The 22,582-nt window shown below is 63.8% G+C and carries 22 protein-coding genes; 8 read left to right on the top strand and 14 right to left on the bottom strand.

The window, feature by feature from the left end; translation table 11 throughout:
- Positions 1-205: 205 nt before the first annotated feature.
- Entirely contained in the window at positions 206-880 is a 675-nt protein-coding gene (plsY, locus tag ACWGS8_RS10705) for a glycerol-3-phosphate 1-O-acyltransferase PlsY (RefSeq protein WP_454580890.1), read from the top strand.
- A 164-nt stretch (positions 881-1,044) separates the two neighbouring features.
- Positions 1,045-2,025, top strand: coding sequence for a GlxA family transcriptional regulator (locus ACWGS8_RS10700; protein ID WP_454580889.1), 981 nt, complete (start codon positions 1,045-1,047; stop codon positions 2,023-2,025).
- Positions 2,026-2,087: 62 nt separating this feature from the next.
- Here ACWGS8_RS10700 and ACWGS8_RS10695 read toward each other — a convergent pair whose 3' ends face one another.
- The 6 genes from ACWGS8_RS10695 to ACWGS8_RS10670 all read right to left on the bottom strand — a co-directional run bounded on the left by ACWGS8_RS10695 (position 2,088) and on the right by ACWGS8_RS10670 (position 9,410).
- On the bottom strand, positions 2,088-3,269 hold the full coding sequence (locus tag ACWGS8_RS10695; RefSeq protein WP_454580888.1) for an ABC transporter ATP-binding protein: 1,182 nt from the start codon (positions 3,267-3,269) through the stop codon (positions 2,088-2,090).
- Positions 3,262-4,404, bottom strand: coding sequence for an ABC transporter substrate-binding protein (locus ACWGS8_RS10690; protein ID WP_454580887.1), 1,143 nt, complete (start codon positions 4,402-4,404; stop codon positions 3,262-3,264). Before ACWGS8_RS10690 ends, ACWGS8_RS10695 begins: the two co-directional genes overlap by 8 nt.
- Positions 4,376-5,239: an ABC transporter permease gene (locus tag ACWGS8_RS10685; RefSeq protein ID WP_454580886.1), complete on the bottom strand. Its 864-nt coding sequence runs from the start codon at positions 5,237-5,239 to the stop codon at positions 4,376-4,378. Before ACWGS8_RS10685 ends, ACWGS8_RS10690 begins: the two co-directional genes overlap by 29 nt.
- On the bottom strand, positions 5,236-6,114 hold the full coding sequence (locus tag ACWGS8_RS10680; RefSeq protein ID WP_454580885.1) for an ABC transporter permease: 879 nt from the start codon (positions 6,112-6,114) through the stop codon (positions 5,236-5,238). Before ACWGS8_RS10680 ends, ACWGS8_RS10685 begins: the two co-directional genes overlap by 4 nt.
- 179 nt (positions 6,115-6,293) lie before the next feature.
- Positions 6,294-8,180 (bottom strand): molecular chaperone HtpG, encoded by a 1,887-nt coding sequence (htpG, locus tag ACWGS8_RS10675; RefSeq protein ID WP_454580884.1) that lies wholly within the window; start codon positions 8,178-8,180, stop codon positions 6,294-6,296.
- 345 nt (positions 8,181-8,525) lie between these two features.
- On the bottom strand, positions 8,526-9,410 hold the full coding sequence (locus ACWGS8_RS10670; protein WP_454580883.1) for a hypothetical protein: 885 nt from the start codon (positions 9,408-9,410) through the stop codon (positions 8,526-8,528).
- Positions 9,411-9,761: 351 nt separating this feature from the next.
- On the opposite strand from ACWGS8_RS10670, the gene ACWGS8_RS10665 reads away from it, so the two are divergent.
- Positions 9,762-10,043 (top strand): hypothetical protein, encoded by a 282-nt coding sequence (locus tag ACWGS8_RS10665; RefSeq protein WP_454580882.1) that lies wholly within the window; start codon positions 9,762-9,764, stop codon positions 10,041-10,043.
- Positions 10,044-10,201: 158 nt separating this feature from the next.
- Here the strand turns inward: ACWGS8_RS10665 and ACWGS8_RS10660 are convergent, their stop codons facing one another.
- A complete protein-coding gene (locus ACWGS8_RS10660) occupies positions 10,202-10,498 on the bottom strand; it encodes a hypothetical protein (protein WP_454580881.1) in 297 nt (98 codons plus the stop codon).
- A 117-nt stretch (positions 10,499-10,615) separates the two neighbouring features.
- Positions 10,616-10,933, bottom strand: a complete 318-nt coding sequence (locus ACWGS8_RS10655; RefSeq protein WP_454580880.1) for a hypothetical protein — start codon at positions 10,931-10,933, stop codon at positions 10,616-10,618.
- Between the two features lie 132 nt (positions 10,934-11,065).
- Here ACWGS8_RS10655 and ACWGS8_RS10650 point away from each other — a divergent pair, with 132 nt between their 5' ends.
- Both ACWGS8_RS10650 and ACWGS8_RS10645 read left to right on the top strand, forming a co-directional pair.
- Positions 11,066-11,200, top strand: coding sequence for a hypothetical protein (locus tag ACWGS8_RS10650; protein ID WP_454580879.1), 135 nt, complete (start codon positions 11,066-11,068; stop codon positions 11,198-11,200).
- 173 nt (positions 11,201-11,373) lie between these two features.
- Positions 11,374-11,883 (top strand): DUF1036 domain-containing protein, encoded by a 510-nt coding sequence (locus ACWGS8_RS10645; protein ID WP_454580878.1) that lies wholly within the window; start codon positions 11,374-11,376, stop codon positions 11,881-11,883.
- Between the two features lie 66 nt (positions 11,884-11,949).
- Here the strand turns inward: ACWGS8_RS10645 and ACWGS8_RS10640 are convergent, their stop codons facing one another.
- A complete protein-coding gene (locus ACWGS8_RS10640; RefSeq protein WP_454580877.1) occupies positions 11,950-12,924 on the bottom strand; it encodes a nucleoside hydrolase in 975 nt (324 codons plus the stop codon).
- A gap of 436 nt (positions 12,925-13,360) precedes the next feature.
- On the opposite strand from ACWGS8_RS10640, the gene ACWGS8_RS10635 reads away from it, so the two are divergent.
- Together ACWGS8_RS10635 and ACWGS8_RS10630 are read left to right on the top strand one after the other, a co-directional pair.
- The gene (locus ACWGS8_RS10635) at positions 13,361-14,632 is read left to right on the top strand and encodes a hypothetical protein (RefSeq protein WP_454580876.1); all 1,272 of its coding nucleotides are present in this window, start codon (positions 13,361-13,363) and stop codon (positions 14,630-14,632) included.
- A gap of 40 nt (positions 14,633-14,672) precedes the next feature.
- Entirely contained in the window at positions 14,673-15,512 is an 840-nt protein-coding gene (locus tag ACWGS8_RS10630) for a hypothetical protein (RefSeq protein ID WP_454580875.1), read from the top strand.
- Between the two features lie 69 nt (positions 15,513-15,581).
- On the opposite strand, the gene ACWGS8_RS10625 is transcribed toward ACWGS8_RS10630, so the two are convergent.
- Positions 15,582-17,228 carry an acyl-CoA synthetase gene (locus ACWGS8_RS10625; RefSeq protein WP_454580874.1) on the bottom strand — a complete coding sequence of 549 codons (1,647 nt, stop codon included), beginning with the start codon at positions 17,226-17,228 and terminating at the stop codon, positions 15,582-15,584.
- 166 nt (positions 17,229-17,394) lie between these two features.
- Here ACWGS8_RS10625 and ACWGS8_RS10620 point away from each other — a divergent pair, with 166 nt between their 5' ends.
- Complete coding sequence (locus ACWGS8_RS10620; protein WP_454580873.1) at positions 17,395-18,951, top strand: serine hydrolase; 1,557 nt, start codon at positions 17,395-17,397, stop codon at positions 18,949-18,951.
- A 476-nt stretch (positions 18,952-19,427) separates the two neighbouring features.
- Here ACWGS8_RS10620 and ACWGS8_RS10615 read toward each other — a convergent pair whose 3' ends face one another.
- The 4 genes from ACWGS8_RS10615 to ACWGS8_RS10600 form a co-directional block, all read right to left on the bottom strand.
- Positions 19,428-20,102 carry a peroxiredoxin-like family protein gene (locus tag ACWGS8_RS10615; RefSeq protein ID WP_454580872.1) on the bottom strand — a complete coding sequence of 225 codons (675 nt, stop codon included), beginning with the start codon at positions 20,100-20,102 and terminating at the stop codon, positions 19,428-19,430.
- Between the two features lie 336 nt (positions 20,103-20,438).
- Positions 20,439-20,657 (bottom strand): hypothetical protein, encoded by a 219-nt coding sequence (locus ACWGS8_RS10610; protein WP_454580871.1) that lies wholly within the window; start codon positions 20,655-20,657, stop codon positions 20,439-20,441.
- 186 nt (positions 20,658-20,843) lie between these two features.
- Entirely contained in the window at positions 20,844-21,560 is a 717-nt protein-coding gene (locus ACWGS8_RS10605; RefSeq protein ID WP_454580870.1) for a L,D-transpeptidase, read from the bottom strand.
- Entirely contained in the window at positions 21,557-22,525 is a 969-nt protein-coding gene (locus ACWGS8_RS10600; protein ID WP_454580869.1) for an ABC transporter substrate-binding protein, read from the bottom strand. Before ACWGS8_RS10600 ends, ACWGS8_RS10605 begins: the two co-directional genes overlap by 4 nt.
- Positions 22,526-22,582 lie beyond the last annotated feature (57 nt).

The following is a 22,582-nucleotide window of genomic DNA, read 5'->3' as shown; positions in this document are numbered from 1 at the left end:
ACCGGAGCGTTCCTCGAGATAAGAACCACACGGACGAACGATTGAACGCTCGATCAGCGTCCGATGTTCGTCGTGGGGATCTCGGGCACGAAGCCAAAGACCAGAGCTCTCGTTACCGAGAGGAGTTGGGCTTACCAAACCAACCCTGCCTTTTCCGACAGCGCCGATATAAGGTCATGGCGATCGATCCGCAACAGGGTGAGTCATGGTTTTCTGGATAGCGAGCGTGGCCGGATTGGCGATCGCCTACCTCTTCGGCTCCACGCCCACCGGCTATCTGGCGGGAAGACTACTGAGCGGCATCGATATCCGGGAGCATGGCTCCCGGTCGACGGGCGCAACCAACGTCTTGCGGACCCTTGGCAAGGGACCTGCCTTGGCTGTGCTGCTGGTCGATGTGCTGAAAGGCGTGGCGGCGATCGTCTTTGCCCGCTGGTTTTATGCCTTGCCGTTTCTGACGCCCCCGACCGGGCTCGACCTGCAAAGCTTCGTGCCCTGGGCGGTGTGCCTGGCAGGACTTGCCGTTTTGCTGGGGCACGGCCGTTCGATCTGGCTCAATTTCACCGGCGGCAAATCCGCGGCGACGGGGCTCGGCGTGCTGTTGGCGCTGTCCTGGCCGATCGGTCTGGGCGCCGGAGCGGCTTTCTGCATTGTGCTGGCCATTTCCAGGATTGTTTCCCTGAGTTCGATGCTGGCCGCGTTGACAGCGATCGTCTTCGTCTGTGCTCTTTCGCAGCCATTGCCGTACCGGCTGCTGGTGATTGCCGGCGGCCTCTATGTGATCGCGCGTCATCGCGCCAACATCGGGCGGCTGGTGGCCGGGACGGAGCCGCGCCTTGGGCAGAGCAGCCCGGGATCGCAAGTGGAACCGCAGGTCTAATCGTCGGCCCATACGAGCAGGACCTTCTCCCGAGGTCGTCGATCTCATCTCCGACATTCGGCGACCGCTCCTGAAGAGCACGGGGCTTGGCATCTGTGCCAAACCATGCGCATCGGCGATAACAGGTTCCAGCACGGACGAGGGGACGGTTCCGGAAAAACACAATGGCAAGGCGGTTTGCATTTCTCCTGGTGCGCGACTTCACGCTGTCGCCGCTGTCGCTGTTCATCGACACGCTGCGGCTGGCAGGCGATGAGGGCGACCGCAGCCGCAGGATCGAGTTCGACTGGGAGATCGTCGGCGAACGCGGCCTGCCGATCCGGGCCAGTTGCGGCGTCGAATTGCTGCCGACAAAGGGGATCGGCAATCCGGAGGATTTCGACAATGTCGTCGTGGTCGGCGGCCTGCTCGACACCAACCGCAGCCTGAGTTCCGACAAGGAGGCCTTCCTGTTGCGGGCGGCCGAAAAGGGGGTGCCGCTGACGGCGCTCTGCACGGGAAGCTTCGTGCTGGCGCGCTACGGCCTGCTCGACGGCTACGCCGCCGCCGTCAGCTGGTTCCACATCAAGGATTTCCGCAACCAGTTCCCCGATGTCAACGCCCATGCCGACAGCCTGTTTTCCGTCGACCGGGGCCGTTCGACTTGCGCCGGCGGCACGGGTGCGGCCGACCTCGCCGGCTATTTCGTGTCGCAGTTCATCGGCCAGAAGGCGGCGGAAAAGGCCGCCAAGATTCTGGTGCTCGACCGCATCAGGAGCAGCCGGGACGTGCAGCCCGTCGGCGACCTGTTTCCGGCGGCGTCGAGCCGCGCGGTCAAGCGCGCTTTGCTCCTGATGGAGAGCAACCTGCAGGAGACGTTGTCGGTCGACGAGATCGCAACCCGGCTGAACCGCTCGCGGCGCCAGCTCGAGCGGCTTTTCGGCACCGAACTCGGGATCGGCCCGATGGCGGCCTATCTGGCGCTGAGGGTGCATCATGCGAAGTCGCTGCTGGAAGGCAGCGACCTGCAGATCGGCGACATCGCCTATCGCTGCGGCTTCACCAATGCCGGCCATTTCAGCCGCGTCTTCCGCCAGCAGACGGGCATCACGCCAACCCATCTGAGGCATCCCAACCGCATGGCGAGCGCCGCGGCGGGGCAATAAAGCCTGCCGCGTAGCGCCACCTCAGCAGCGCCCGAGCTGGGCCGGCTCCCGGGCGACGTGCGTCACGAAATGCGCTGACCGTCCTCGTCGAGCAGAACGCCGCCTTCGGGATCGAAGCCGAGGTCGATTGCTTCGCCTTCGCGAAGCACGCGGCCGGTGATCGGCGCGTTGGCGCGGACGCTGGTCTTGCCGCCGATGTCGACCTCGTAGATCGCGCTGCCGCCTAGATACGAGGCCGAGACGACACGGCCGGACAGCCTGTTGGCGCTTGCCGTCGCGCCGACCGACAGCTTCTGCGGCCGCACCACGACAGTGACCTTGCTGCCCGGCGCAAGCGGCCTTGCACAGGCGACCTCGACCGTCTGGCCGGTGGCAAGTGCCACCGCAATTGCCTTGCCCGACCGGCTCACGGTTCCGCCCAGCATGTTGGCCTTGCCGAGGAAGTCCGCGACGAAGGCCGTGGCGGGCGTTTCATAGACCTCTTGCGGGGTTCCGATCTGCTCAACCGCGCCCGCATTCATCACCACGATGCGATCCGACATGGAGAGCGCTTCCTCCTGGTCGTGGGTGACGAAGATGGCGGTGATGCCGGTTTCCTTCTGGATCTTCTTGATCTCGACGCGCATCTCCTCGCGCATATTGGCGTCCAGCGCCGACAGCGGCTCGTCGAGCAGCAGCACCTGCGGCTCGAAGACGATGGCGCGGGCGAGCGCGATGCGCTGCTGCTGGCCGCCCGACAGCTGCGACGGCAGCTTCTTCTCGCTGCCCGGCAGCCGCACCATTTCGAGCGCCTGGCCGACCTTGCGCGCGATCTCGGGCTTCGGCACGTTGCGGTACTTCAGGCCGAAGGCGACATTGTCGAAGACGTTCTTGTGCGGGAACAGCGCATAGCTCTGGAAGACCAGCCCGATATTGCGCTTGTAGATCGGCACGTCGTCGACCCGGCGCCCGTCGATCATGATCTGGCCGCCCGAAATGTCGACCAGGCCGGCGATGGAGCGCAGGATCGTCGTCTTGCCGCAGCCCGAAGGCCCGAGCAAGGTGACGAAGCTGCCCTTGGCGATCGAGAGCGAGAAATCGCGCACGGCGACGAACTTGCCATAGGCGATGTCGATGTCGCGGAACTCGACCGCGGGCTGGCTCGTCCCAGGGGCGGCGCTCGCTACGGCTCCGTCCAGGCCGGGCCATGCCACCCCGGCCGCTGCCGGCCGGGGTATTTCCGAAAGGTCGTGGCTGTCAGGCACCTTTCGAGATCCTGTTCCACTGCTTGGTCCAGACATCCTCGTTGGTCGCCCAGTAGACCGGGTCGGCGAAGGTCAGCGACTTCATCGTGCCGGTCTTGTCGAAGGCCGGCAGCTTCTCGATCTTCTCGGTGAGCTTGACCTTTGTCGGGTCCAGCGACGGCGGATAGCTCTGGCCCTCGGCCACCGCGATGGAGGTCGCCGGGTCGAGCATGAAGTTGATCAGCTCCTCGCACTCGGCCATCGGCGAGCCTTTCAGGATCAGCATGTCCTCCATCCAGGCATAGGAGCCGGCTGGGTCGAGATAGCCGATCGGATGGCCCTGGTCCTGCAAGGCGGCGACGCGGCCCGACCATGCGTCGGTCACCACGATCTCGCCCTTGGAAAGCAGGTCCATCAGCTCGGCGCCGGAACTCCAGAACTTCTTGGCGAGGTCGCGCGTCTCGCGCACCTTGGCCCAGATCGCGTCCATGTCCTTGAGATTGTTGGGATCCTGTCCGGTGGCGAGCGCGGCGTACCAGACGCGCGTGGTCATGTCGTCATAGCCGCCGACCTTGCCGGCATATTTCTTGTCGAGCAAAAGGGCCGCGCCCTTTTCCTTGGCTTCCTCGGGCGAGATCACCTTGGTGTTATAGGCGATGCCTGTCGTGCCGTAGTCGTAAGGCACGGCCGAGAGTTTCGGCGTCAGCTTGCGGAACGGATCGATCATCGGCTGCAGCACGTTCGCCATATTGGGAATGTTGGCCTCGTTGATCTCCGAGGTCAGGCCGCCATTCACATATTTGATGTAGTAGTTGACGCCGGAGGAATGGATGACCTGGTAGTCGCCGGGCTTGGCGGTCTTGATCTTGGTGATGATCTCGTCCTCGTCGCCGAACGTGCCCTGGACCACCTTGATCTTGGTCTTGGTCGTGTAGGGCTGGAAGGCATATTTGTCGATCGCGTCCTGCACCGTGCCGCCCCAGCCGTCGAAGCGAACCTCTTCGACCGCGGCGAGCGCCTGCTGCATCCAGGGCATGTCGAGGCCGACCGCGGCGGCCGCGGCGGCGGTCAGCGTCAGGAAAGTGCGGCGGCTGAGATCGCCGTTTTGATATCGATCATGCAGCCGTTCAAGCCGCTTGCCGTTGGACAATTTCATCGTGCTTCTCCTTTGGTTCACCGCGTCGTTTCAATCTGGTCAGGCTTTGCAGGATCAGGCCGCCGAGCAGGGGGATGCCGACGGTCACCAGGATCATGACGGTGCCGAGCGCGTTGATCTCCGGGCTGATCGAGATCTTGAGCATCGAAAGGATCTGGGTAGGCATGGTCTCGACGCCCGCCGGCCGCCAGAACAGGCTGGCCGATGTGTTGTCGAACGAGATGGTGAAGGCGAGCAGCGCGCCGCCGACGACGGCGGGGATGAGCAGCGGCAGCGTGATCTCGCGGAAGGACGAGAAGCGCGAGGCGCCGAGCGAGAGCGCCGCCTCCTCATAGACGCGCCGGATGCCGACCATGCGCGCCTGGGTGATCAGCACCACATAGGGCACGGCGAGCAGTATATGTCCGAGCACCAGGAGAAGCATGGTGCGCGGCTGGTCGACCGCCTTGATCAGCACCAGAAGGCCGACGCCGAGGATGGTCTCGGGCACCAGCGCCGGCAGGATCACCAGCGTACTGAGCGCCTGCTTGCCGCGGAATTCGAAGCGCACCAGCGCATAGGAGGTGACGACGCCTATGGCCGTGGTGACGGCGGCCGTGACCAGTGCGATCCACAGCGACGTGCGGAACGCGGTCAGCACCTGATCGTTGGCCATCAGCTTGCCGTACCATTGCAGGCTGAAGCCCGTCATCGGGAAGCCGCCGAACATCGAGGCGTTGAACGACAGGATCACAGTCGCCACGATCGGGGCGAACATGAAGATGTAGACGCAGACCGTGACGAAGCCGGTCAGCCGCCAGGCCCATCTGCCTTCCTCTTTGCGCCGCGCCTTCATCCGCCCAACCCCTTGACGATCTGCGACATGCCCATGAAACGTGTGTAGATGGCGGCGAAGAAGCCGAGCACGAGGAAGAGCACGATCGAAAGCGTGGCGCCCATCGGCCAGTTCAGCTCGCCCATGATGGTGTCGTAGATCAGATTGCCGAACAGCGCGTCGCGGCCGGAGCCGAGCAGTTGCGGCGTCACATAGCTGCCGGCGGCCAGCACGAAGCAGAGCAGCAGGCCCGCCGCCAGGCCGGGCAGCGAAAGCGGAAGCGTGACCTCGCGGAACGCCTGCGCGCTGGTGCAGCCCATCGAGCGCGCGGCCGAAATCAGGGTGCGGTCGATGCCCTCGAGGCTGACATAGACGTTGAGGATCATGTAGGGCAGGAGGAAGTGCAGCATGCCGAGGATGACCGCGCTCTCATTGTAGAGCATCGGCAACGGCTCGCTGATGATGCCGAGCTTCAGCAGCGCGACATTGATGACGCCCTGTTCGCCCAGGATGTTGATCCACGAAAAGGTGCGGATGGTGAAGCTGATCCAGAACGGCACGATGAGCAGGAGAAGCAGCAGCCATTTGTGCCTGAAGGTCGTCGCCCAGATGAAATAGGCCGGGAAATAGCCCAGCACCCCGCAGAGCAGCGCGGTGATGGCGCCGACCCGCAGCGTCTTCAAAAGGAAGCTGGCATAATAGCTGTCGGTCAGGAATTCGTGCCAGTTCGCCGTCGTCAGCGCGCTGGTTTCCACGCCGGCGGTGACGAAGGTGAAGAAGGTGTAGGCCGCCATCACGGCGATCGGCAGCACCAGGAAGAAGATCAGCAGCAGGAGCACCGGCGCGACCAGCAGCCATGCCAGCCGTGGATCATACAATGTCCATCGTCGTTTCATGAGCACCCGGTGCGCTTTCTTTGAAGCGCCTGTTTTGTTCCCGGGCCAAGATTGGGTGATTGGTGGCCGGATGTCTACACCAGGCGATTGAGCCAGCGGACATCAGGCGCGTCGCCGGCTGCGATGGACGCCGTGTCGGCGGACGGCATCGCAGCGGCTCCGACGATCGTTGGCGAAGCTCAGCCCTTCGCGATGCCGCGTGCAATCAGCCGCGCCAGACGCTCGGAGAATGCCCTGGCATCGGCCGGTTTGTCGCCGTCGAGCACGCGCGCTTCGTCGTAGAGAAGGTGGGCCGCGTCGTCCTTGAAGGCCTGCTCCTCGTCGCCCAGGCTCGCCAGCGCCAACACGCGTTCGTGGCGCGGGTTGATTTCGAGGATGGGCTTGGCCGCCTTGTCGAGGCGGCCGGCGGCGTTCATCAGCCGCTCGAACTGCCGGTCGGGACCATGCTCCGGCGCGACCAGGCAGACGGCGCTTTCGGTCAGGCGGTCGGAGGCTTTTACGTCCGAAACAGCATCGCCAAGTGCCGATTTGACGAAGGCCAGGAAGCCGTCGACCTCGGGCGTTGCCGCCGCATCCGGCTTCTTGGCATCGTCGAGCAACGGAATGTCGGACAGCTCGGCCACGCCTTGCGTCACCGACTTGAACGGCTTGCCGTCGAAGTCCGGCGCCATCGTCACCCAGAAACTGTCGACCGGGTCGGTCAAGAGCAGCACCTCGATGCCGCGAGCCTTGAACCCTTCGAGCTGCGGCGAGGCTTCGAGCCGGGCGCGGTCGTCGCCGGCCATGAAGAAGATAGCCTTCTGGCCTTCCTTCATCGCCGCGACATAGTCGGCAAGGCCGCGCCAGCCTTCGCCCGAGGCGGTCGAGTGGAAGCGGGCGAGCTTCAGCAATTGCTCGCGCCGCTCGTAATCCTCGTAGAGCCCTTCCTTGAGGACGACGCCGAAATTCTCCCAGATTTTGGCGTAGGCTTCGGCGTCGTTCTCGGCCAGCTTGGCGAGGTCGCCGAGCACGCGGTTGGTCAGCCCCTTGCGGATCGAGGCCAGCAGCGGGCTTTCCTGAATCATTTCGCGCGAGACGTTGAGCGGCAGGTCGGCGGAATCGACCAGCCCGCGCACGAAGCGCAGATAGCGCGGCAGAAGGTCGGCATCGTCGGTGATGAAGACGCGGCGCACATAGAGCTTCATGCGGCCCTTGCGGTCCTGGTCGAACAGATCGAACGGCGGCGAGCCCGGCACGAAGGCGAGGACGGAGTATTCCTGCCGACCTTCGGCGCGGAAATGGATCGTGGCGGCCGGCTCGTCATACTGGCCGGCGACGCTGCGATAGAAGTCGGTGTATTCCTCGGGCTTGATCTCGCTCTTCGGCCGCACCCAGAGCGCGGTGCCATCGGCGATGTCGCGCGCCTCGGCGCCGGGTTTTTCGATGAGCGTGATCGGCACCGGCACATGGCCCGACTGCGACTTGGCCAGCTGTTCGAGCTGGTAGGCGCCGGTGTAGGACACGGCGTCATCCATCAGATGCAGCACGACGCGGGTGCCGCGCTTGGGCGCGGCTTCGAGCGGGGCCGGCGCGATTTCATACGAACCCTTGCCGTCGGACGACCAGCGCCAGGCCTCGTCGCTTCCCGCCAGGCGGCTGATGACATCGACGCGGTCAGCCACCATGAAAGCGGAGTAGAAGCCGACGCCGAACTGGCCGATGAGCTGCGTGTCCTCCGTGCCTGTGCCGACGCGCTCGATGAAGGCGCGGGTGCCCGAGCGGGCGATCGTGCCCAGGGCCTCGGCCATGTCGTCGCGACTCATGCCGATGCCATTGTCCTCGACGGTGATCTCTTTGTTGTCGGCATCAGCCGAAATCGAGATGCGCGGCTTGGGATCGTCGCCCAGCAATTCGGGGCGGCTGACGGCCTCGAAACGCAGCTTCTCGCAAGCGTCGGCGGCGTTGGAAATCAGCTCGCGCAGGAAGACGTCCTTATCGGAATAGACCGAATGCACCATCATGTGCAGCAGCCGCGAAACATCGGCCTCGAATGCCCTGGTTTCCGTCGCTTTCGTATCCGTCGTCATTCAGATTTTCCCACGCTGTTCATCCGCCCCGCCGCGCCGGGCGCGTTCGGGACTTTCCTTTCAACCATTTTTAGTGGTGCTGGCAACTGCGTTCAGCGTGCCAGCGCGCCGACGATATGGTGGTGGGATGCGAAGGCGACAAGAGGGCGTCGGCGGCGAAACTATCGATCTCCCCCCTCGCGGGGGTTGAGGAGCGGTCCGCGCAGCGGACGGGAAGCCAATTGCTTGGATTTCCGAGCGAGGAAAGCCCGGCAGGGCAGAGGGGGGCGATGTCCCCCCGACGTCTCAGGATCTGGGTCGCTCTCCCCCACTTTCTTGGGGGGCGAGGAAACCAAGCTGGATGCCCTACTTCCCCGCCATGTGATCCGCCAGCGCCTGCGCCTGCGCGAGCAGCGCCGGGTAGGCCGGGGTGTCCGGCAGGCTCTTGCCCATGCAGGCGCGGAAGTCGTTGTCGCCTTTCGTCCAGGCGGCGTTGGCGGCATCGGATGTGTTTTCGTCGCTGTCGTCGGTGGCCTGCTTGGCGAGTTTCTGGGCGGCGGCGTCGGCGGCGGTCCACGCGTCGTCGCAGGCCGCGATCTTGGGGACGGGCGGTGCCGCGGGCGCTTCGGCGATCAGGACGCTGTTGCCCTTGACGACCGTGACGACGACCTCCTGGTCGGAGTTCGGTCCGATATCCTGTGCCCAGCCGCCGAGGCGGGCGATCGCCATGTCGGCGCCGTCGGGCTTCTTCAGCGCGAAGTCGAGCGTGCCGGTGAAGGCAGCGTCGCTGCCGATGGCCTGGGTGTAGAAGGCATCGAGCTTCAGCGCCGCGTCGAAGCTGGTGGGCAGTTTGAGATCGGCGTCAGTCTCGGCGGCGCGCGACTGCAGCCAGTGCTCGACCAGCCCGCGTGTCGAGGCCACGATGCTGGGACCATCCTCTGTGCCGTGGCGAAGCCCGTCCAGCATGCCGAAGCCGACATCGGAGGAACTGAGGCTTTCGATGTTGATCTTGCCGGCGGCCGGAAAATCCTTGACCGTGAAAGGCCCGAGCAGGGCGGAAAGGCGCTTTTCGAGATCGGCGCGGGCCTTTTCGTTGGCCGCATCGAGCGTCTCCACCGGCGCGTTCGTGCTCTCCATCGCCGCGATGTCGGCAATCGCCTTGTCGCGCGCGGCGATATAATCGTCCTCGGGCGAGGCCGCGAAGGCAGCACTGCTCGCCAGTGCAAACATGACCGTCCAGACCAACCGCATGACAGAACCTTTCTTCGTGGCGGATCAACAGGCCAGGCAGCCATCGGGCAGCTTTGCGGCTATTGCGCGGCAGAAAACATCGCGGCGAAACATCCTGATCGGGGAGGCATGGCAAGCGCCGCCATTAACCATCAGTTAACTATCCGGTCGCCTTTGAATCAATTTTGACGGATACTGTTTCCAGGCCAAACGAGGCTGCTCGAGAGGCCGGAGACGACAGTAATCATAAGCCTGAATCACAAGCCTGACGCGCCACTTTCGGTCGTGCACGGCAGGTTCAAAAAAAGAAGCGACGGACCACCGTCGCCTTGCGGGGAGGCGTCAGCATCATTCTTGATGAGGACCGCCAGAATGAAGATCGAAGACGCAGTGACCGCTGTAACAGCCGAGGCCAACGCGCTGCTGTCATGCCTCGGCCAGCCCGTCGTCGCCTACCACGTGACGGAAATCATGCGAGAGGCGAATCAGGAACACGCAAGGCGGATGCAGCTCGCCCTGATGCGGCGAAGCATCGAGGCGCTGGTCGATGACGGCCTGGAGGACGTCGCCGCCGAGCAATGTGTTTCACAGTTCCACGGTCATCTAGGCTCGACGTGGAGGCTGCTGCACGCCTTGGATGGATTGGCGCACTGATTTCCCGGGAAGTCGCTCAATCGTATTGCTCTCGGCCGCCTTCGAAACCCTGTCGGCGATATCGTCGGCGATTATAGGATCGTCGGAAAAATGATGCCTCGTGACACCCGACGCTAGAGATGGAGCACGATCCGTGCGGCCCCTGGCCTGTGCGGGGTTCATGACCATCTCTCGTGAAACGGGTTCTGTCGTTCGGATGGGTGCAATTTTCGGTGGGCCGTTGCGGTGTCGATCTCGACGATGACTCGAGCGCTAATCTTGACCGTTATCTTGCCGGCCTCATCATCGATGCGCGTCACGTGCCCCGTTATCGCCACCTTGTCGCCGGGCTTCGCTTTCCGCGGAGGCTCAATGGCAACTGGGAGGCCGTGGCTTGGAATGCTCACACATGCTCGGCCACTGCGACGAACCATCAGGATCGTCGCCGTCAGCGCCACCTCATCGCCGATCTCCATGCTCCGTCCCATACCTCTAGTTCCGGCGCCTATGATGAGTTGATCAATCACTGAACCCTGTTCTGCGTCAGGCGGGCGGGCGTCGAGAAGCGCCGAAGTGCATTCCGATGGCGGACGCTATTTCCATCTGCCTATGCGAGCGCCCGCCTGCTGGAGGAACCGACCGAGCCTCCCGGTTCTCAATACACCTGCTATTTGGCCGATCTTTCCGATCGCCCCATGGCCGTCGGATGCTGTCCGTTCCAACGGCGGGCGGGGCAGCCCAAGGCGCATGCGTTGGGTATCCGCGAAGGCAATTGCATCGCGCTCACGCCTGAATTGATAGAAGGTTTCATGGTCGTTCTCGCATACGCGGGCAAACCAGCCACCAAAACCCTCCGACAGCTCCACGGCGGCTTTAGGGCAATCGCTGTCATACTGAGGGTGAACAAGCATGGCGCTTCCTCATCGCAGCCGAAAAGGACGTCTCAACAAAAGTAACCGTCGACAATGAATGTGCTGTGACAGGCGCAACGGCCTCGCACCGTCCTGTGTTCTGCCAACCCGCGTCAGATGCAGCTTGCCTTGATGCAGCGAAGTATCGAGGCGCTCGTCGATAACGGGCTGGAGGATGTGGCGGCGGAACATTTTGCCGCGCAGCTCCACGGCCGTCTCGGCCCGACCTGGAGGTTGCTGCGCACTTCGGATGGCGTGGCGCGCTGAATGGGCGCCAAGTGACAAAATACCGTCAGCCTGATATGGTCCTCGATGGCCTACACCGGCTGTCATCGCAAGTTTGGGGAGGGATGGCGTAGAGGCCTCCGCTGACGCACTTGTCTTGACTGGCGGGAAGAGGTTTGGATTGTTCGGACCGCTCCGTTCCGATGGGGGTTAGCATGTCCGCCTCACGACGTGTCCTTTCGGTTCTATTGCTCGCGCTTCCCTTGGCGATCTACGCAGAGCGCGCTTCGGCGGAAATAAGAATATGCAATAATTTTTCGCAGACGGTTTATTTTTCAATAGGTTACGCCCAGCCGGGCTATGATTCCTTCATGTCTCGCGGATGGCTTATATTAAATCCGAATGGCGGTTGCGACGAGTTCGACAGCGCCCTTCATCTTTCTGTATTTTGGTACTATGCAGAGACCAACGCATACTACGTAAGAAAGCACGTCAAAAATACGAATACATGGGGAGCCGTGCGCCCGGACAAGCAATTATGGGTCGCGCAACACTCGTTCAATATTATTGATAACCCAGGTATGGGTCGGCCATCCGATCCGGGAGCGAAACTGGTCGGCTTTACCAAGTCAATTGAAGCCAGCGGTTCCGAACTGAATGAGACACTGACCATCGAGGCGGACGGGATCAACGTTACGCAGAGCATCAAGAACGATAGCCAATAGCTTTGACCGGCCGAGTCTCGGGCCTACAAGGCTGTCGGCGACCGGATCGTCGGCACGAAGCCTGAGTCACGCCTTCTGCCTAGTCAGCCGATCCAGCGCATCCACGATCAGGTCACAGAACTTCGCGTGGTCGAGCTTCATCGCCACGGTGTGGCGGAAGTCGGTCTGCTCGCCCGCTGTGCCGCCGAAATGGCGCATGCCGCCCATCTTCTCGAAATTGCAGACGGTCATCCCCTTGGTCCAGCGGCCAGCGACTTCGACGCGGATATCGGCCTTCTCGGTGGTGAAGACGCTTCCGTCGATCATGGCGGCGACGCAGCATGCGTCATGGATGGCGGGATATTCGATCTGCAGCAGGCCGCCATGCGTGGTCGCTATGAACTCCCAGATATCGAGGATGAACCTGGCCATCGGGCCGCCGATGGCGCGCACGCGATCCTGCAGGTCCGGGGTGGCTAACGCCTGATGGGTGAGGTCGAGCCCCACCATGGTGACATCCCAACCGCCGCGGAACACCACGTCGGCGGCTTCCGGGTCGGCATAGACGTTGAACTCCGCCGCCGGCGTGATGTTGCCCCGCGTAAAACTGCCGCCCATCGCGACGACCCGCTTCACCCGTTCGACGATGCGCGGGTCCTTGCGCGCGGCGAGCGCGATGTTGGTGTAGGGACCGACCGGCACCAGCGTCACCGTCTTCGGCTCATGCGCCATGACGGTGTCGATGATGAAGTCGACGGCATGCCGCCTGTCGAGCTCGAACGAGGCGGGCGGCAGCACCGGGCCGTCGAGCCCTGTATCGCCGTGGATCTCGACGGCCAGCACCTGATCGATGATGAGCGGGCCGGGAGAGCCTTTCGCCACCGGCACCTTGATGCCATAGGCGGTGCACACGGAAAGCGCATTGCGCGTGGTGTTGTCGACATTGTGGTTGCCCGAAACCGTGGTGATGCCGAGGAGATCGATCTTCGGATTGCCGGCCGCGAGCAGAATGGCGATGGCGTCGTCATGCCCGGGGTCGCAGTCCAGGATGATCTTTTCCATGTTAGGCACCTCCCTTGTCGGCCGAACTTGTGGGCACAAGAGGCTGGCGCGCGCGGGCAGTCAAGGCTCTGGTGCTCGACCGATCCAGGCCACGCCCTTGCCTGCGGAAATCTCGTCGCGCGCCTGCCGGCGCATGCTCGGCGCCGCTGATTCAAACAGAGCCGTCTTTGCCGCATGGAACAGGGGAAAGCTTCATTCGTTCGTTCGAATGACAACAAGCAGGGAAATAGGAGGTAGCGTCCAGGTGACGCGGCATCCAGCGCCGTGGCTCGAACTAAGTGGAGAATACGATCGCGGTGAAGGTCGCGCCAGGTGAGGTCAAGTGATGAATCATTTGCAGGGTACCAGGTCCAAATGTCTGCGCTTTGACTTCACCTTTCCCAAAAGACGGCCTTCTATTTCACTTCGCGCGATATGTGGCAGCGGGTGTAGCGCCATGCTGCCAACCGTTTCGTCAATCCTCATCCTGCTGTTGGCATCTCCGGCAAATAGCCAGCTGGCGCCCGATGCGTCATCGCCCGCAGCCAATGGCCGATCGCCGGTCGTGGTTTCGGACCGCACCGATATCGCGAAAGGCGATGATGGGCAGGCGGCCTTGCTGAGCGAACTGGCCTCGGCACGGGCTGAGTTGGCCAGGCAAGCGCAGGTCCTGAAGGAGCAGCAGCAGACGGACGAAGCGCTCAAGCTCAATCTGGAGACAGCGCAGCGTGCCATCGAAGATTTCAGAACGGAAGCCAGTCTCTGGGACGGCAAGAAAGGCGCTATAGCTGAAGCGCCTCCTTCCACGGACGCCTCGCAGCCTGACGCGACGCAGGCGCTGGATGAGGAGCGCCATAAGGTTGGGCTCCTGGAAAAGGAGCTCGCCGCAGCCCGTCAGACCATCGATGCCCTCAAGACAGGGGCAAATCTGGCCGTCGCGGAGCAGGCCAAGGCCGTGACGGACCGACAAGCGGCCGACGCCGCTTCGGCGCAGGCGCTTGATGAGGAGCGCCACAAGGTTGAACTCCTGGAACAGGAACTCGCCACGACCCGTCAGACCATCGATGCGCTCAAGGCAGGCGCAAATCTGGCCGTCACCGAGCAGGCCAAGGCCGTGACGGACCGACAAGCGGCCGACGCCGCTTCGGCGCAGGCGCTTGATGAGCAGCGCCACAAGGTTGAACTCCTGGAACGGGAACTCGCCACGGCCCGCCACACGATCGATGCTCTCAAGACAGGTGCAAATATGGCCGTCGCGGAGCAGGCCAAGGCCGTGAAGGACCGACAACAGGCCGACGCCGCTTCAAACCAGGCTCGCAATGCGCTCCAACTGGAACGTCAACGAGCAGATTCAGCCATGCGTGATCTCGATAGTGCCCGCAAGGAGCGCGACGCCTTGAAGCAGAGTTCGATGGATCTGAGCGCGGCGCTGGACCAGGAGCGTGAAAGAGCCAACGGCCTGGCCCGCAGCCTCAGTGCCGCGCGCGAGGACATCGACAGTTTGAAGATCGAAAGCGCCGGGGAAAAACGTCGAACCGCGGCCGTGGTGCGCGCACCCGAGGCCTCCAAGACCGCGCTCGCAAGCTCACCATCGCGTCCGGTCGCAGCGCGTAAACCGGGCTTGCTGAAAAAACATAAGGTGAAGGGCGTAAAGTCGCGGCAGCCTGTCATGATGGCAACCTTCGCTCTTCCCCCCGCTTTGCTGCCAACCCGACCACTTTCGCAGTGAAAGACAGGGGAGCGAAATGCGTGGCGCACGGAGGATGACAGTGAAAAAATACCTCGCGGCGGCGTTGACGATCGGCATCGCGATCGGGCCGGCCTCGGCTCTCGATGCAGGCCTGGGCGGCAAGGTCGGCGGCCTCGGGATCGGCGCTGGAGTGAGCGCCGGTTCGCAAGGCGCATCCGCAGGGGTAGGCGCGAGCGTCGGCGGTGTCGGCGGCGCAAACGTCGGCGCTTCGGTCGGCGCAGGCAACGTAGGCGTCGGTGCCAGCGGCAATGTCGGTAACTCAGGCGTCGGTGCCAGCGGCAACGTCGGTAACTCAGGCGTCAGTGCCAGCGGCAACGTCGGCTCCGCAGGTGTCAGTGCCGGTGGCAACGTTGGCACCACAGGCAGAGGCCTTTCGACAGGTGTCGGCCTTGGCGCCGCTTCCTCCGCCGAAAACGGATCGGCGGCCGCTCCAGGTGGCTCGGCCGCCGCCACGGCCAGTGGCTCCGCCGCGACTGGCACTGCCTCTGCCGCGACCGCCATTGCCAAGACCGCCAGGCCATCGATCGCCCTGCCGCCCGTCCTCAGGCCGTCCAAAGCCGGTCAGGACGACCTTACCAGGGGATATCCCTTTGCACCCCTGGAAGCACTGAAAGCCAAACCCGGCACGCCAGCCGCGGTCGTGCTGGCCTGTCGCGCGGCGATCCTATCCGCCGCCGGGCCGCTTGGCGCCGTCCGTGTCCGTGCGGTCAGCGCGGGTGCCGTGCGTCGACGTGGGGGTGCGCTGACGGCGCCGATCCAGGTGCGAATAGACTATGCAGGACGCGGTGGCATCGAAGTTCGGCAAGCACAAGTCGGTTGTCGCCTCAACGCTGCGGGCAGGGTGATAGCGGTCATATAGAACCGATCCGCAACAGGGCACGCGGCGCTCCGCCGGTGTCGCCCGAGTCGGTCGGCACATGCGGCCGTGCTACCCCTTCCGCTTCTCCACCTCCGCCTTCCGCAGCAGGAACCGCTGGATCTTGCCGCTCGGTGTCTTGGGCAATTCGGCGACGAAATCGATCTCGCGCGGATAGGCGTGGGCCGAGAGCCGCTTGCGGACGTGTTGCGCCAGTTCCTCGGCGAGTTCAGGGCTGCCCTGGTAGGCGGACGCCAGGATGACGAAGGCCTTGACGATCTCGGTGCGCTGCGGGTCGGGCACGCCGACCACCGCCGCCTCGTTGACCGCAGGATGTTCGATGAGCACGCTTTCGACGTCGAAGGGGCCGATGCGGTAGCCCGACGAGGTGATGACATCGTCGGCGCGGCCGATGAAGGAGACCGAGCCGTCGGGCTCGTATTCCACCGTGTCGCCGGTGCGGTAGTAGCCGCCCGTGATCGCCGGGGTTTCGGCCTGGTGGTAGCCATCGAACCAGCTCAGCGGCGAACTGGCGATGTCGACGGCGAGGATGCCGGGCTGGTTGGGGCCCAGCTCGTTGCCGGCCTCGTCCAGCACCACCATGCGATAGCCCGGCATGGCAAAGCCGGCGGAACCCGCGCGCACGGAATGCGCGAGCCCATGATGGTTGTTGACCATCATGCCGTTCTCGGTCTGGCCGTAATGATCGTGGATGGGGGCGGCGAGATGGACGTCGAACCAGCGGATCACTTCAGGGTTGAGCGGCTCGCCGGCGCTGCTCACCACGCGCAGCCGGCCCTTGACGCGGGCGGCGGCTTCAGGCCCTTCGGCGAGCAGCAGGCGGAAGGCGGTGGGCGAGCCGGCAAGGCTGGTGACGCCGAGCCGCTCGATGACTTCATAGGTGCTCCTGGCGGTGAAGGCGCCTTCGTTGAAGGTCGTGGCTATGCCGAGCATCAAGGGCCCGGTGATGGCGTAATAGAGGCCGTAGGCCCAGCCGGGATCGGCGATGTTCCAGAAGACATCGTCGGGACGCAGCCCGATCGCATGCCGCATATAGGCGCCGAAGGCGAGCAGCGCATTGAGCGGCACCGGCACGCCCTTGGGCAGGCCCGTCGTGCCCGAGGTCGACATCATCATGAACAGGTCGTCGCCCTTGCGCATGACGGGTTCGCAATCGGCCGAGGCGGCGGCCAGGGCTGCGCGGAAATCGATGTCGCCGGCGGGCAGGGCATCGCCGGTGCCAACAATGATGGCGATCGGCGGGCCGTTCTCGATCTCGTCGAGCTTGCCGCGATTGGCCGGATTGGTCACCACCAGCTTTGCGCCGCTATAGCCCAGGCGGTGCTCGATCGCCTTCGGGCCGAAGGCGGTGAACAGCGGCTGGTAGACGGCGCCGACGCGCCAGGCGCCGAGGATGAGCGCTATGAGTTCGGGAATGCGCGGCAGCATGCCGGCGACGACATCGCCGGGCCCGACGCCCAACTCCTTGAGCAGATTACCGACGCGGCCCGACATATCAGCGAGGTCGTCGAAGCTGAATTGCCTGAGCTCGCCGCCGGCGGAGATCGCCCGCAGCGCCAGCCGGTTTTCGCCGGTGTGGCGGCCGCAGCATTCGACATAGGCGTTGATGCCGGTCGCCGGGTCGCCGTGAAGCCTGGCGATCTCATCCTCGATGCGGAAGCGCGCAACGGCGTCCTCGTAGCGTGGCAGGCCGGTCATGTCAGTCCTCCCTGGCGGCGCCCATCTCCCCATCGGGCGCCATCATCCGTCAGATTGCCCGAAATCGTGGTCATGGTCGATTGCGACGAAGGTGGACAGCCGGGCATTGGCCTGGTTTGCACCGGCCTGTATCATAGCCAGGTGAATGCAGGAGAGGAGCTCGAGCGTGCGGCTGGATCGGAATCTCTGCCATTGGCCAATCTGGGTCTGCATCGCCGTGCTGGCGCTTTGGCCGCGTGCCGCGTCGGCCGACACCATTACGCCGGAGCGCATCGCTGTCGCCCTGTCGAAGCTCGAAACGCTCGCCGAAGGCGCCGTCGCCGACGGTGGGGTGCCCGGTCTCGCCATCGCGGTGGTGCACGAGGATGAGGTGATCTTCCTGAAAGGTTTCGGCCATCGCGAGGCCGGCAAGCCGGAGGCGGTCGACGCCGACACGGTGTTCCAGATCGCCTCGCTCTCCAAGCCGGTCTCCGCCACCGTCGTGGCGGCGCTGGTCAGCGATGGGGTCGTGTCCTGGGATTCGAAGATCGCCGACCTCGATCCGGCCTTCCGGCTGGCCGATCCCTATCCGACCAGCCAGCTCACCGTCCGCGACCTGTTTTCGCACCGCAGCGGGTTGCCCGGCACCGCCGGAGACGACCTCGAGGACATAGGCTACGACCGCGCCGAGATCCTGCACCGCTTGCGGTTCGTGCCGCCATCGTCGAGCTTCCGTGCCGGCTATTCCTACAGCAATTTCGGACTGACCGAGGGCGCCGTCGCGGCCGCCGTGCCGGCAGGCAAGCCCTGGGAAGAGGTCGCCGAGGAGAAGCTCTACCGTCCGCTTGGCATGGCCTCGACCAGCTCCCGTCATTCGGACTTCGTCAAGCACGCCGATCGTGCCGCGCTGCACATCAAGGTCAATGGTGCCTGGGTCGCCAGGATAGAGCGCGATCCGGATGCGCAGGCGCCTGCGGGCGGCGTCAGTTCCACCGCACGCGATCTCTCGCAATGGGTGCGCCTCATCCTCGGCGACGGGGTCTATGCCGGCAAGACGCTTATATCAGCCGATGCGCTGGATCAGACGCATGTGCCGCTGATGACGCGCGGCAAGAACCCTGTCTCCGGCGGCGCGTCGTTCTACGGCCTCGGCTGGAATGTCGAATTCGGCCGGCATGGCCTGAGCTGGGGCCATGCCGGTGCCTTCAGCGTCGGCGCGCGCACGCTGGTGACGATCTTCCCGCGGGAGAAGCTTGGCATCGTCATCATCGCCAACGCCTTTCCGACAGGCGTGCCGGAAGGGCTGTCCGACAGTTTCGCGGACCTCGTCTTCGAGGGTTCGGTGCAGAAGGACTGGGTCGAGGCCTGGGACGGCATCTATGCCGGAATGTTCGGGCCGGTGGTCGAGGCGGCCAAGGCCACCTATGCCACGCCGCCATCTCCGGCAAGGCCGGCCCGGCCGGCAAGCGCCTATGCCGGCCGCTACGCCAACGATTTCTTCGGCGACGCTGTCGTGGCGAGTGCTGGAGACGGCCTCGTGCTCAAGGTCGGTCCGGCCGGCGCCCGGTCCTATTCCCTGGCGCATTTCGACGGCGACCTGTTCCTGACCTTCCCCGATGCCGAGACACCCGACAGGCCAACCGGCGTGAGCTTCGCCGTCGGCCCGGACGGCAAGGCATCGGCCATGACCATAGGCTTCCTCGACGACAATCATCTCGGCACGCTGCGCCGCGTGGGCGACTAGGGCTGACGGGGGCAACGAGCGGCGTCTGGTCGCAGATCTTGTGCCGCAGCTCATCGTTCCAGACATGCTTGCCCGATGTCGGATCGTCGCAAAGATCGATGCGATGGTTCACCGCGCCGCGCTGCCACAACACGATCGCGATGCGCGACAGTGCCAGCGCTGGAAGCAGGCCCGCCTGACAAGCGAGCGGATTTTCTCACGACGTATTTCTACAGAGGTGGATTCTGCAGAGGTGGACTTAACGAAAACGACGTCCGCTTTGCGCCGCAGCTGTAGAACCCAGTCCTGCCAACCACTGAAAGCAGACGCTAGCGGCAACCGCGCTGGAGGTCGCGGTTGCGCCTCATGTGAGCCGAAGAGGCAGGCAGTTGCTCGAACCGGGCAGGCGGGAGCGGTGTCTATTGTGGGGCCTCTATCAGGCGACGGCTGCAAATTTCGCGTAGTCCTGCGCCTGGCCCCAATACCGAAGCTGCGTCTTACCTTCCGAGTTGTGACGCTGCCGACATCAGCTCCTGAGTGTTCGGGGCGCCGAATAGGCCGCCATCGAGTACCTCGTTGGAAGTCCAGCGAACGACGCCATCGCGGTCCAGCAAGAACTGGCCGACGAGCTGCCCAACGCCGGTGGCCATCATCTGTTGATCCGCTTCCGTGATATCGTAGCCGTCCTTCTTGTTCAGATATTCGAGCGCCGCAAACGGCTCCATCGGTTCCGGCATCTCGCCGGGCAAGGCGACCCGTATCGACTTCACATCGCTCATCGAAACCTTTTGCGGCCATGCGCTCTCGTCTTCGGTGATCTGCATATTCGGCAGTCCAAAGGCACGGTGTGAAGTCCGCTCAGGATCGGATGCCGCGAGTAGGCCAAGCATCGGATGGTACCGCAGATAGAGGCGTGCCCGCTCGATGGGCGTGTTGACCACTGTCAGGCTTTCGATGCCCTTCTCGTTGAGGGCTGGGGTGAGTTGCGAAAGCATGGCGATATGACGCCTGCAAAAAGGACAATGGAGACCTCGATACAGCCCAACCAGCACTGGTTTCTCGCCTCGGAAATCGTCGATGGCGATCTTGCCCTCGCGGGTAATCGCGTCGAGCACGACATTGGGCGCCGTTTCGCCAGGTTGCAGCGGGCCTATGTTGAGACGTTCCGACATGCTGATCCCTCCTCGCGGGTCAATCCACAACGGATGTGCGGGCGGGTCGCTTGAGCCCATGCGGCACATACGTCCTTGGGCATGCTGAAATGGCGGTCGGCCATGGAACGGCGTCAAGGCCGGCGTCGATAGTTCCATTTTATAGCACGGACAGGGCGGACGCTAGTTCATACGGAAGGCAGTGCTTTCACCAGATGGTGTTCCACGAGCCGAGCGGGCTCTTGATACTCAGGTGCGCCAAGGTCTGGAAGTGCCCGATTTCGGATCATGGTCGCATCCGCCCAGCGAGCGAAAGCATCGACGCCACCGCTTCAACGCATTTGCGTTCTTCTTCCGTCAGGCCGGTTGAACCGAAGCCACTTTGCCGTCGGTGTCGACGATGCAACTCGTTGGCTTTCCCGCGACGTTGAGTTCGACCTGGTAGCTCTTGGAATCGAGCTTGCGCGAACTGGTCGGCAGCGCCTTGCTGCTATCGACCCCGCTCGCCTTCGCCGCCGCGCCGGCGCAAAGAAGCTGGAGATCAGCCGGTGCGGTTTCGACCGCGGTCCTCGACATCTGGTCGGGTGTCGGGGCACTCTGGCATGCCCCAAGAACCGTCGCGATGACAATCGAGGCTGATCCGTGAATGGTCCAGTGCCTCATCCGGAACTGTCTGCGGGTCAACATAGCCATAGTCTTATCCCCATTGTCGAACTATACGCCCGTCCTCGGTCAGACGCCCCTGTGTCAGACGCCCCTGTGTCAGACGCCCTTGTAGAGGGCAGCCCCCTGCATCAGCACGATGACCTTCGCCCCGACCTTGATGCGGGAATGCAGGTCGATGATGTCGCCATTGTTCATGCGGATGCAGCCGGAAGACACGTCCAGACCGATCGTCCACGGTTCGGGCGTGCCGTGGATTCGGTAGATCGTGTCGTGGTCGCCTTCATAGAGGTAGAGCGCCCGCGCGCCGAGCGGATTGTCGGGTCCCCCGGGCATGCCATTGGCCCAAGGCCGGGCTTTTGGATCCCGGGCAACCATTTCGGCCGGCGGTGTCCAGGTCGGCCATTCCGCCATGCGCCCGACCTTGACGATACCGGCCCATCCGAAGCCGTCCCTGCCGACGCCGATGCCGTAGCGGATCGCCTGCTGGCCGGGCTGGACGAGATAGAGGAAATGCTGGTTGCCATCGATGATGATGGTGCCGGGCTGCTCGGCGGTCCGGAACTTGACCAGTTGCGGACGGAAGGCATCCGGGACCTGCTTGTGCAGCTTGTAATACTGGTAGGCCTTGGTGCGATTGTAGTCCGTCCACTGACGTGTCTTGGGATTGTAAACCTGGGTCCCGGCGGCAAGGGACGCGGCGGTGGAAAAAACCAGCCCCAGCGCCAGCACAACCGCCAGACCCGCCGCGTGCCCGCCGCCGGTTCCCGTCGCCCGTTCGTCCGTGCCGAACCTCGTCTTCGAGCGTCTGATCATTGCTTGGCCCATCCTTCGACGCGCGCCGCGTTGCTGGTCACCCATTGCTCGGCGTATGCATTGGGCGCCTGTCGCTCGACCTGCAGCGCATAGCTCATGGCGATCGCCTCCTCCGGCTTGAAATCGACATGCTCCAGGAAGCGAACCACCTCCGGATGTTTCTTGCGCAGCGAAGTCGCGTAGGCGATGTGGTAATGGGCGGTGTCCCAGCCAACCGCGGCCCGCGATTTCGAAAGCCATTGCGGATCTTCCGTCGGCAGGACGATCTTCCATTTGGCGGCATCGTATGGTGGTTCGGTCAGCCGAACGATGTCGTGCAATTTGAAGACCACATGCGGCGCGTAGCAAGCGAAGACCATCGGCCGATCCGAGGCCTCCGCCGCATCGACGGCCGCCATGCCCACATCTTCCGGCATCTCCAGCAGCGTCAGGTTCCTGGCATAGCCGTAGCTGTTGGCGCGGATGCGCTCGATCGTGGTCGACGACCACGTCTGGGCGCCAATCCACATCTCGCCCTTGCCGTCTCCGTCCGTGTCGAGCGCCTCGGTCTTCTTCGGATCACCGAGGTCGGAAATGTCCTTGAAGCCGTATTTGTCCGCCGCTGTCCGGTTGGCGCAGATGCCTTGCCAGGCCGGAACCCCGATCGGGCTGATCGCGACCGTACCGGCCTGGGTGACATACTTCTTGATCAGGGTGTCGAGGTTCGGCAGCCACACTTCCGGATGGATGTCGACCTGGCCGGAGTCGAGGCCAGCGAACGCGATCATGGTGCCCATCTCCACCACATCCGCATCGAGCCCGAACTCCTTCTTGAGACTCACCTTCAGGATATTGGCCGTCGCCTGGCCCGACGACCAGTTCGGCATCGCAATAACCAGATCGGCGGCATGGGTACGAATGCCGCCAAGCACGAGCACCGAAGCCGCCAGCGCCAGCTTCAATGCCAGTTTCACCAAATCGGCCATCAAGTGATCCTCTACATCTTGCCGCTCGCGCCAGGATATGATCGCTGCTTGCGACGG

It is taken from the genome of Mesorhizobium sp. 43Arga, assembly GCF_053714255.1.
The sequence above is the reverse complement of the archived record's forward strand: the minus strand, read 5'-3'. Positions and strand labels throughout refer to the sequence as shown.

Bases quoted from the DNA above. Each gene is read 5' to 3' on its own strand.
- ACWGS8_RS10645 (WP_454580878.1), top strand. From the start codon at position 11,374: ATGTCCGCCTCACGACGTGTCCTTTCGGTTCTATTGCTCGCGCTTCCC.
- ACWGS8_RS10615 (WP_454580872.1), bottom strand. From the start codon at position 20,102: ATGTCGGAACGTCTCAACATAGGCCCGCTGCAACCTGGCGAAACGGCG.
- ACWGS8_RS10650 (WP_454580879.1), top strand. From the start codon at position 11,066: ATGCAGCGAAGTATCGAGGCGCTCGTCGATAACGGGCTGGAGGATGTG.
- ACWGS8_RS10700 (WP_454580889.1), top strand. From the start codon at position 1,045: ATGGCAAGGCGGTTTGCATTTCTCCTGGTGCGCGACTTCACGCTGTCG.
- ACWGS8_RS10600 (WP_454580869.1), bottom strand. From the start codon at position 22,525: ATGGCCGATTTGGTGAAACTGGCATTGAAGCTGGCGCTGGCGGCTTCG.
- ACWGS8_RS10665 (WP_454580882.1), top strand. From the start codon at position 9,762: ATGAAGATCGAAGACGCAGTGACCGCTGTAACAGCCGAGGCCAACGCG.
- ACWGS8_RS10625 (WP_454580874.1), bottom strand. From the start codon at position 17,228: ATGACCGGCCTGCCACGCTACGAGGACGCCGTTGCGCGCTTCCGCATC.
- ACWGS8_RS10690 (WP_454580887.1), bottom strand. From the start codon at position 4,404: ATGAAATTGTCCAACGGCAAGCGGCTTGAACGGCTGCATGATCGATAT.
- ACWGS8_RS10605 (WP_454580870.1), bottom strand. From the start codon at position 21,560: ATGATCAGACGCTCGAAGACGAGGTTCGGCACGGACGAACGGGCGACG.
- ACWGS8_RS10640 (WP_454580877.1), bottom strand. From the start codon at position 12,924: ATGGAAAAGATCATCCTGGACTGCGACCCCGGGCATGACGACGCCATC.
- ACWGS8_RS10680 (WP_454580885.1), bottom strand. From the start codon at position 6,114: ATGAAACGACGATGGACATTGTATGATCCACGGCTGGCATGGCTGCTG.
- ACWGS8_RS10685 (WP_454580886.1), bottom strand. From the start codon at position 5,239: ATGAAGGCGCGGCGCAAAGAGGAAGGCAGATGGGCCTGGCGGCTGACC.
- ACWGS8_RS10635 (WP_454580876.1), top strand. From the start codon at position 13,361: ATGCTGCCAACCGTTTCGTCAATCCTCATCCTGCTGTTGGCATCTCCG.
- ACWGS8_RS10670 (WP_454580883.1), bottom strand. From the start codon at position 9,410: ATGCGGTTGGTCTGGACGGTCATGTTTGCACTGGCGAGCAGTGCTGCC.
- ACWGS8_RS10660 (WP_454580881.1), bottom strand. From the start codon at position 10,498: ATGGAGATCGGCGATGAGGTGGCGCTGACGGCGACGATCCTGATGGTT.
- htpG (WP_454580884.1), bottom strand. From the start codon at position 8,180: ATGACGACGGATACGAAAGCGACGGAAACCAGGGCATTCGAGGCCGAT.
- ACWGS8_RS10610 (WP_454580871.1), bottom strand. From the start codon at position 20,657: ATGTCGAGGACCGCGGTCGAAACCGCACCGGCTGATCTCCAGCTTCTT.
- ACWGS8_RS10655 (WP_454580880.1), bottom strand. From the start codon at position 10,933: ATGCTTGTTCACCCTCAGTATGACAGCGATTGCCCTAAAGCCGCCGTG.
- plsY (WP_454580890.1), top strand. From the start codon at position 206: ATGGTTTTCTGGATAGCGAGCGTGGCCGGATTGGCGATCGCCTACCTC.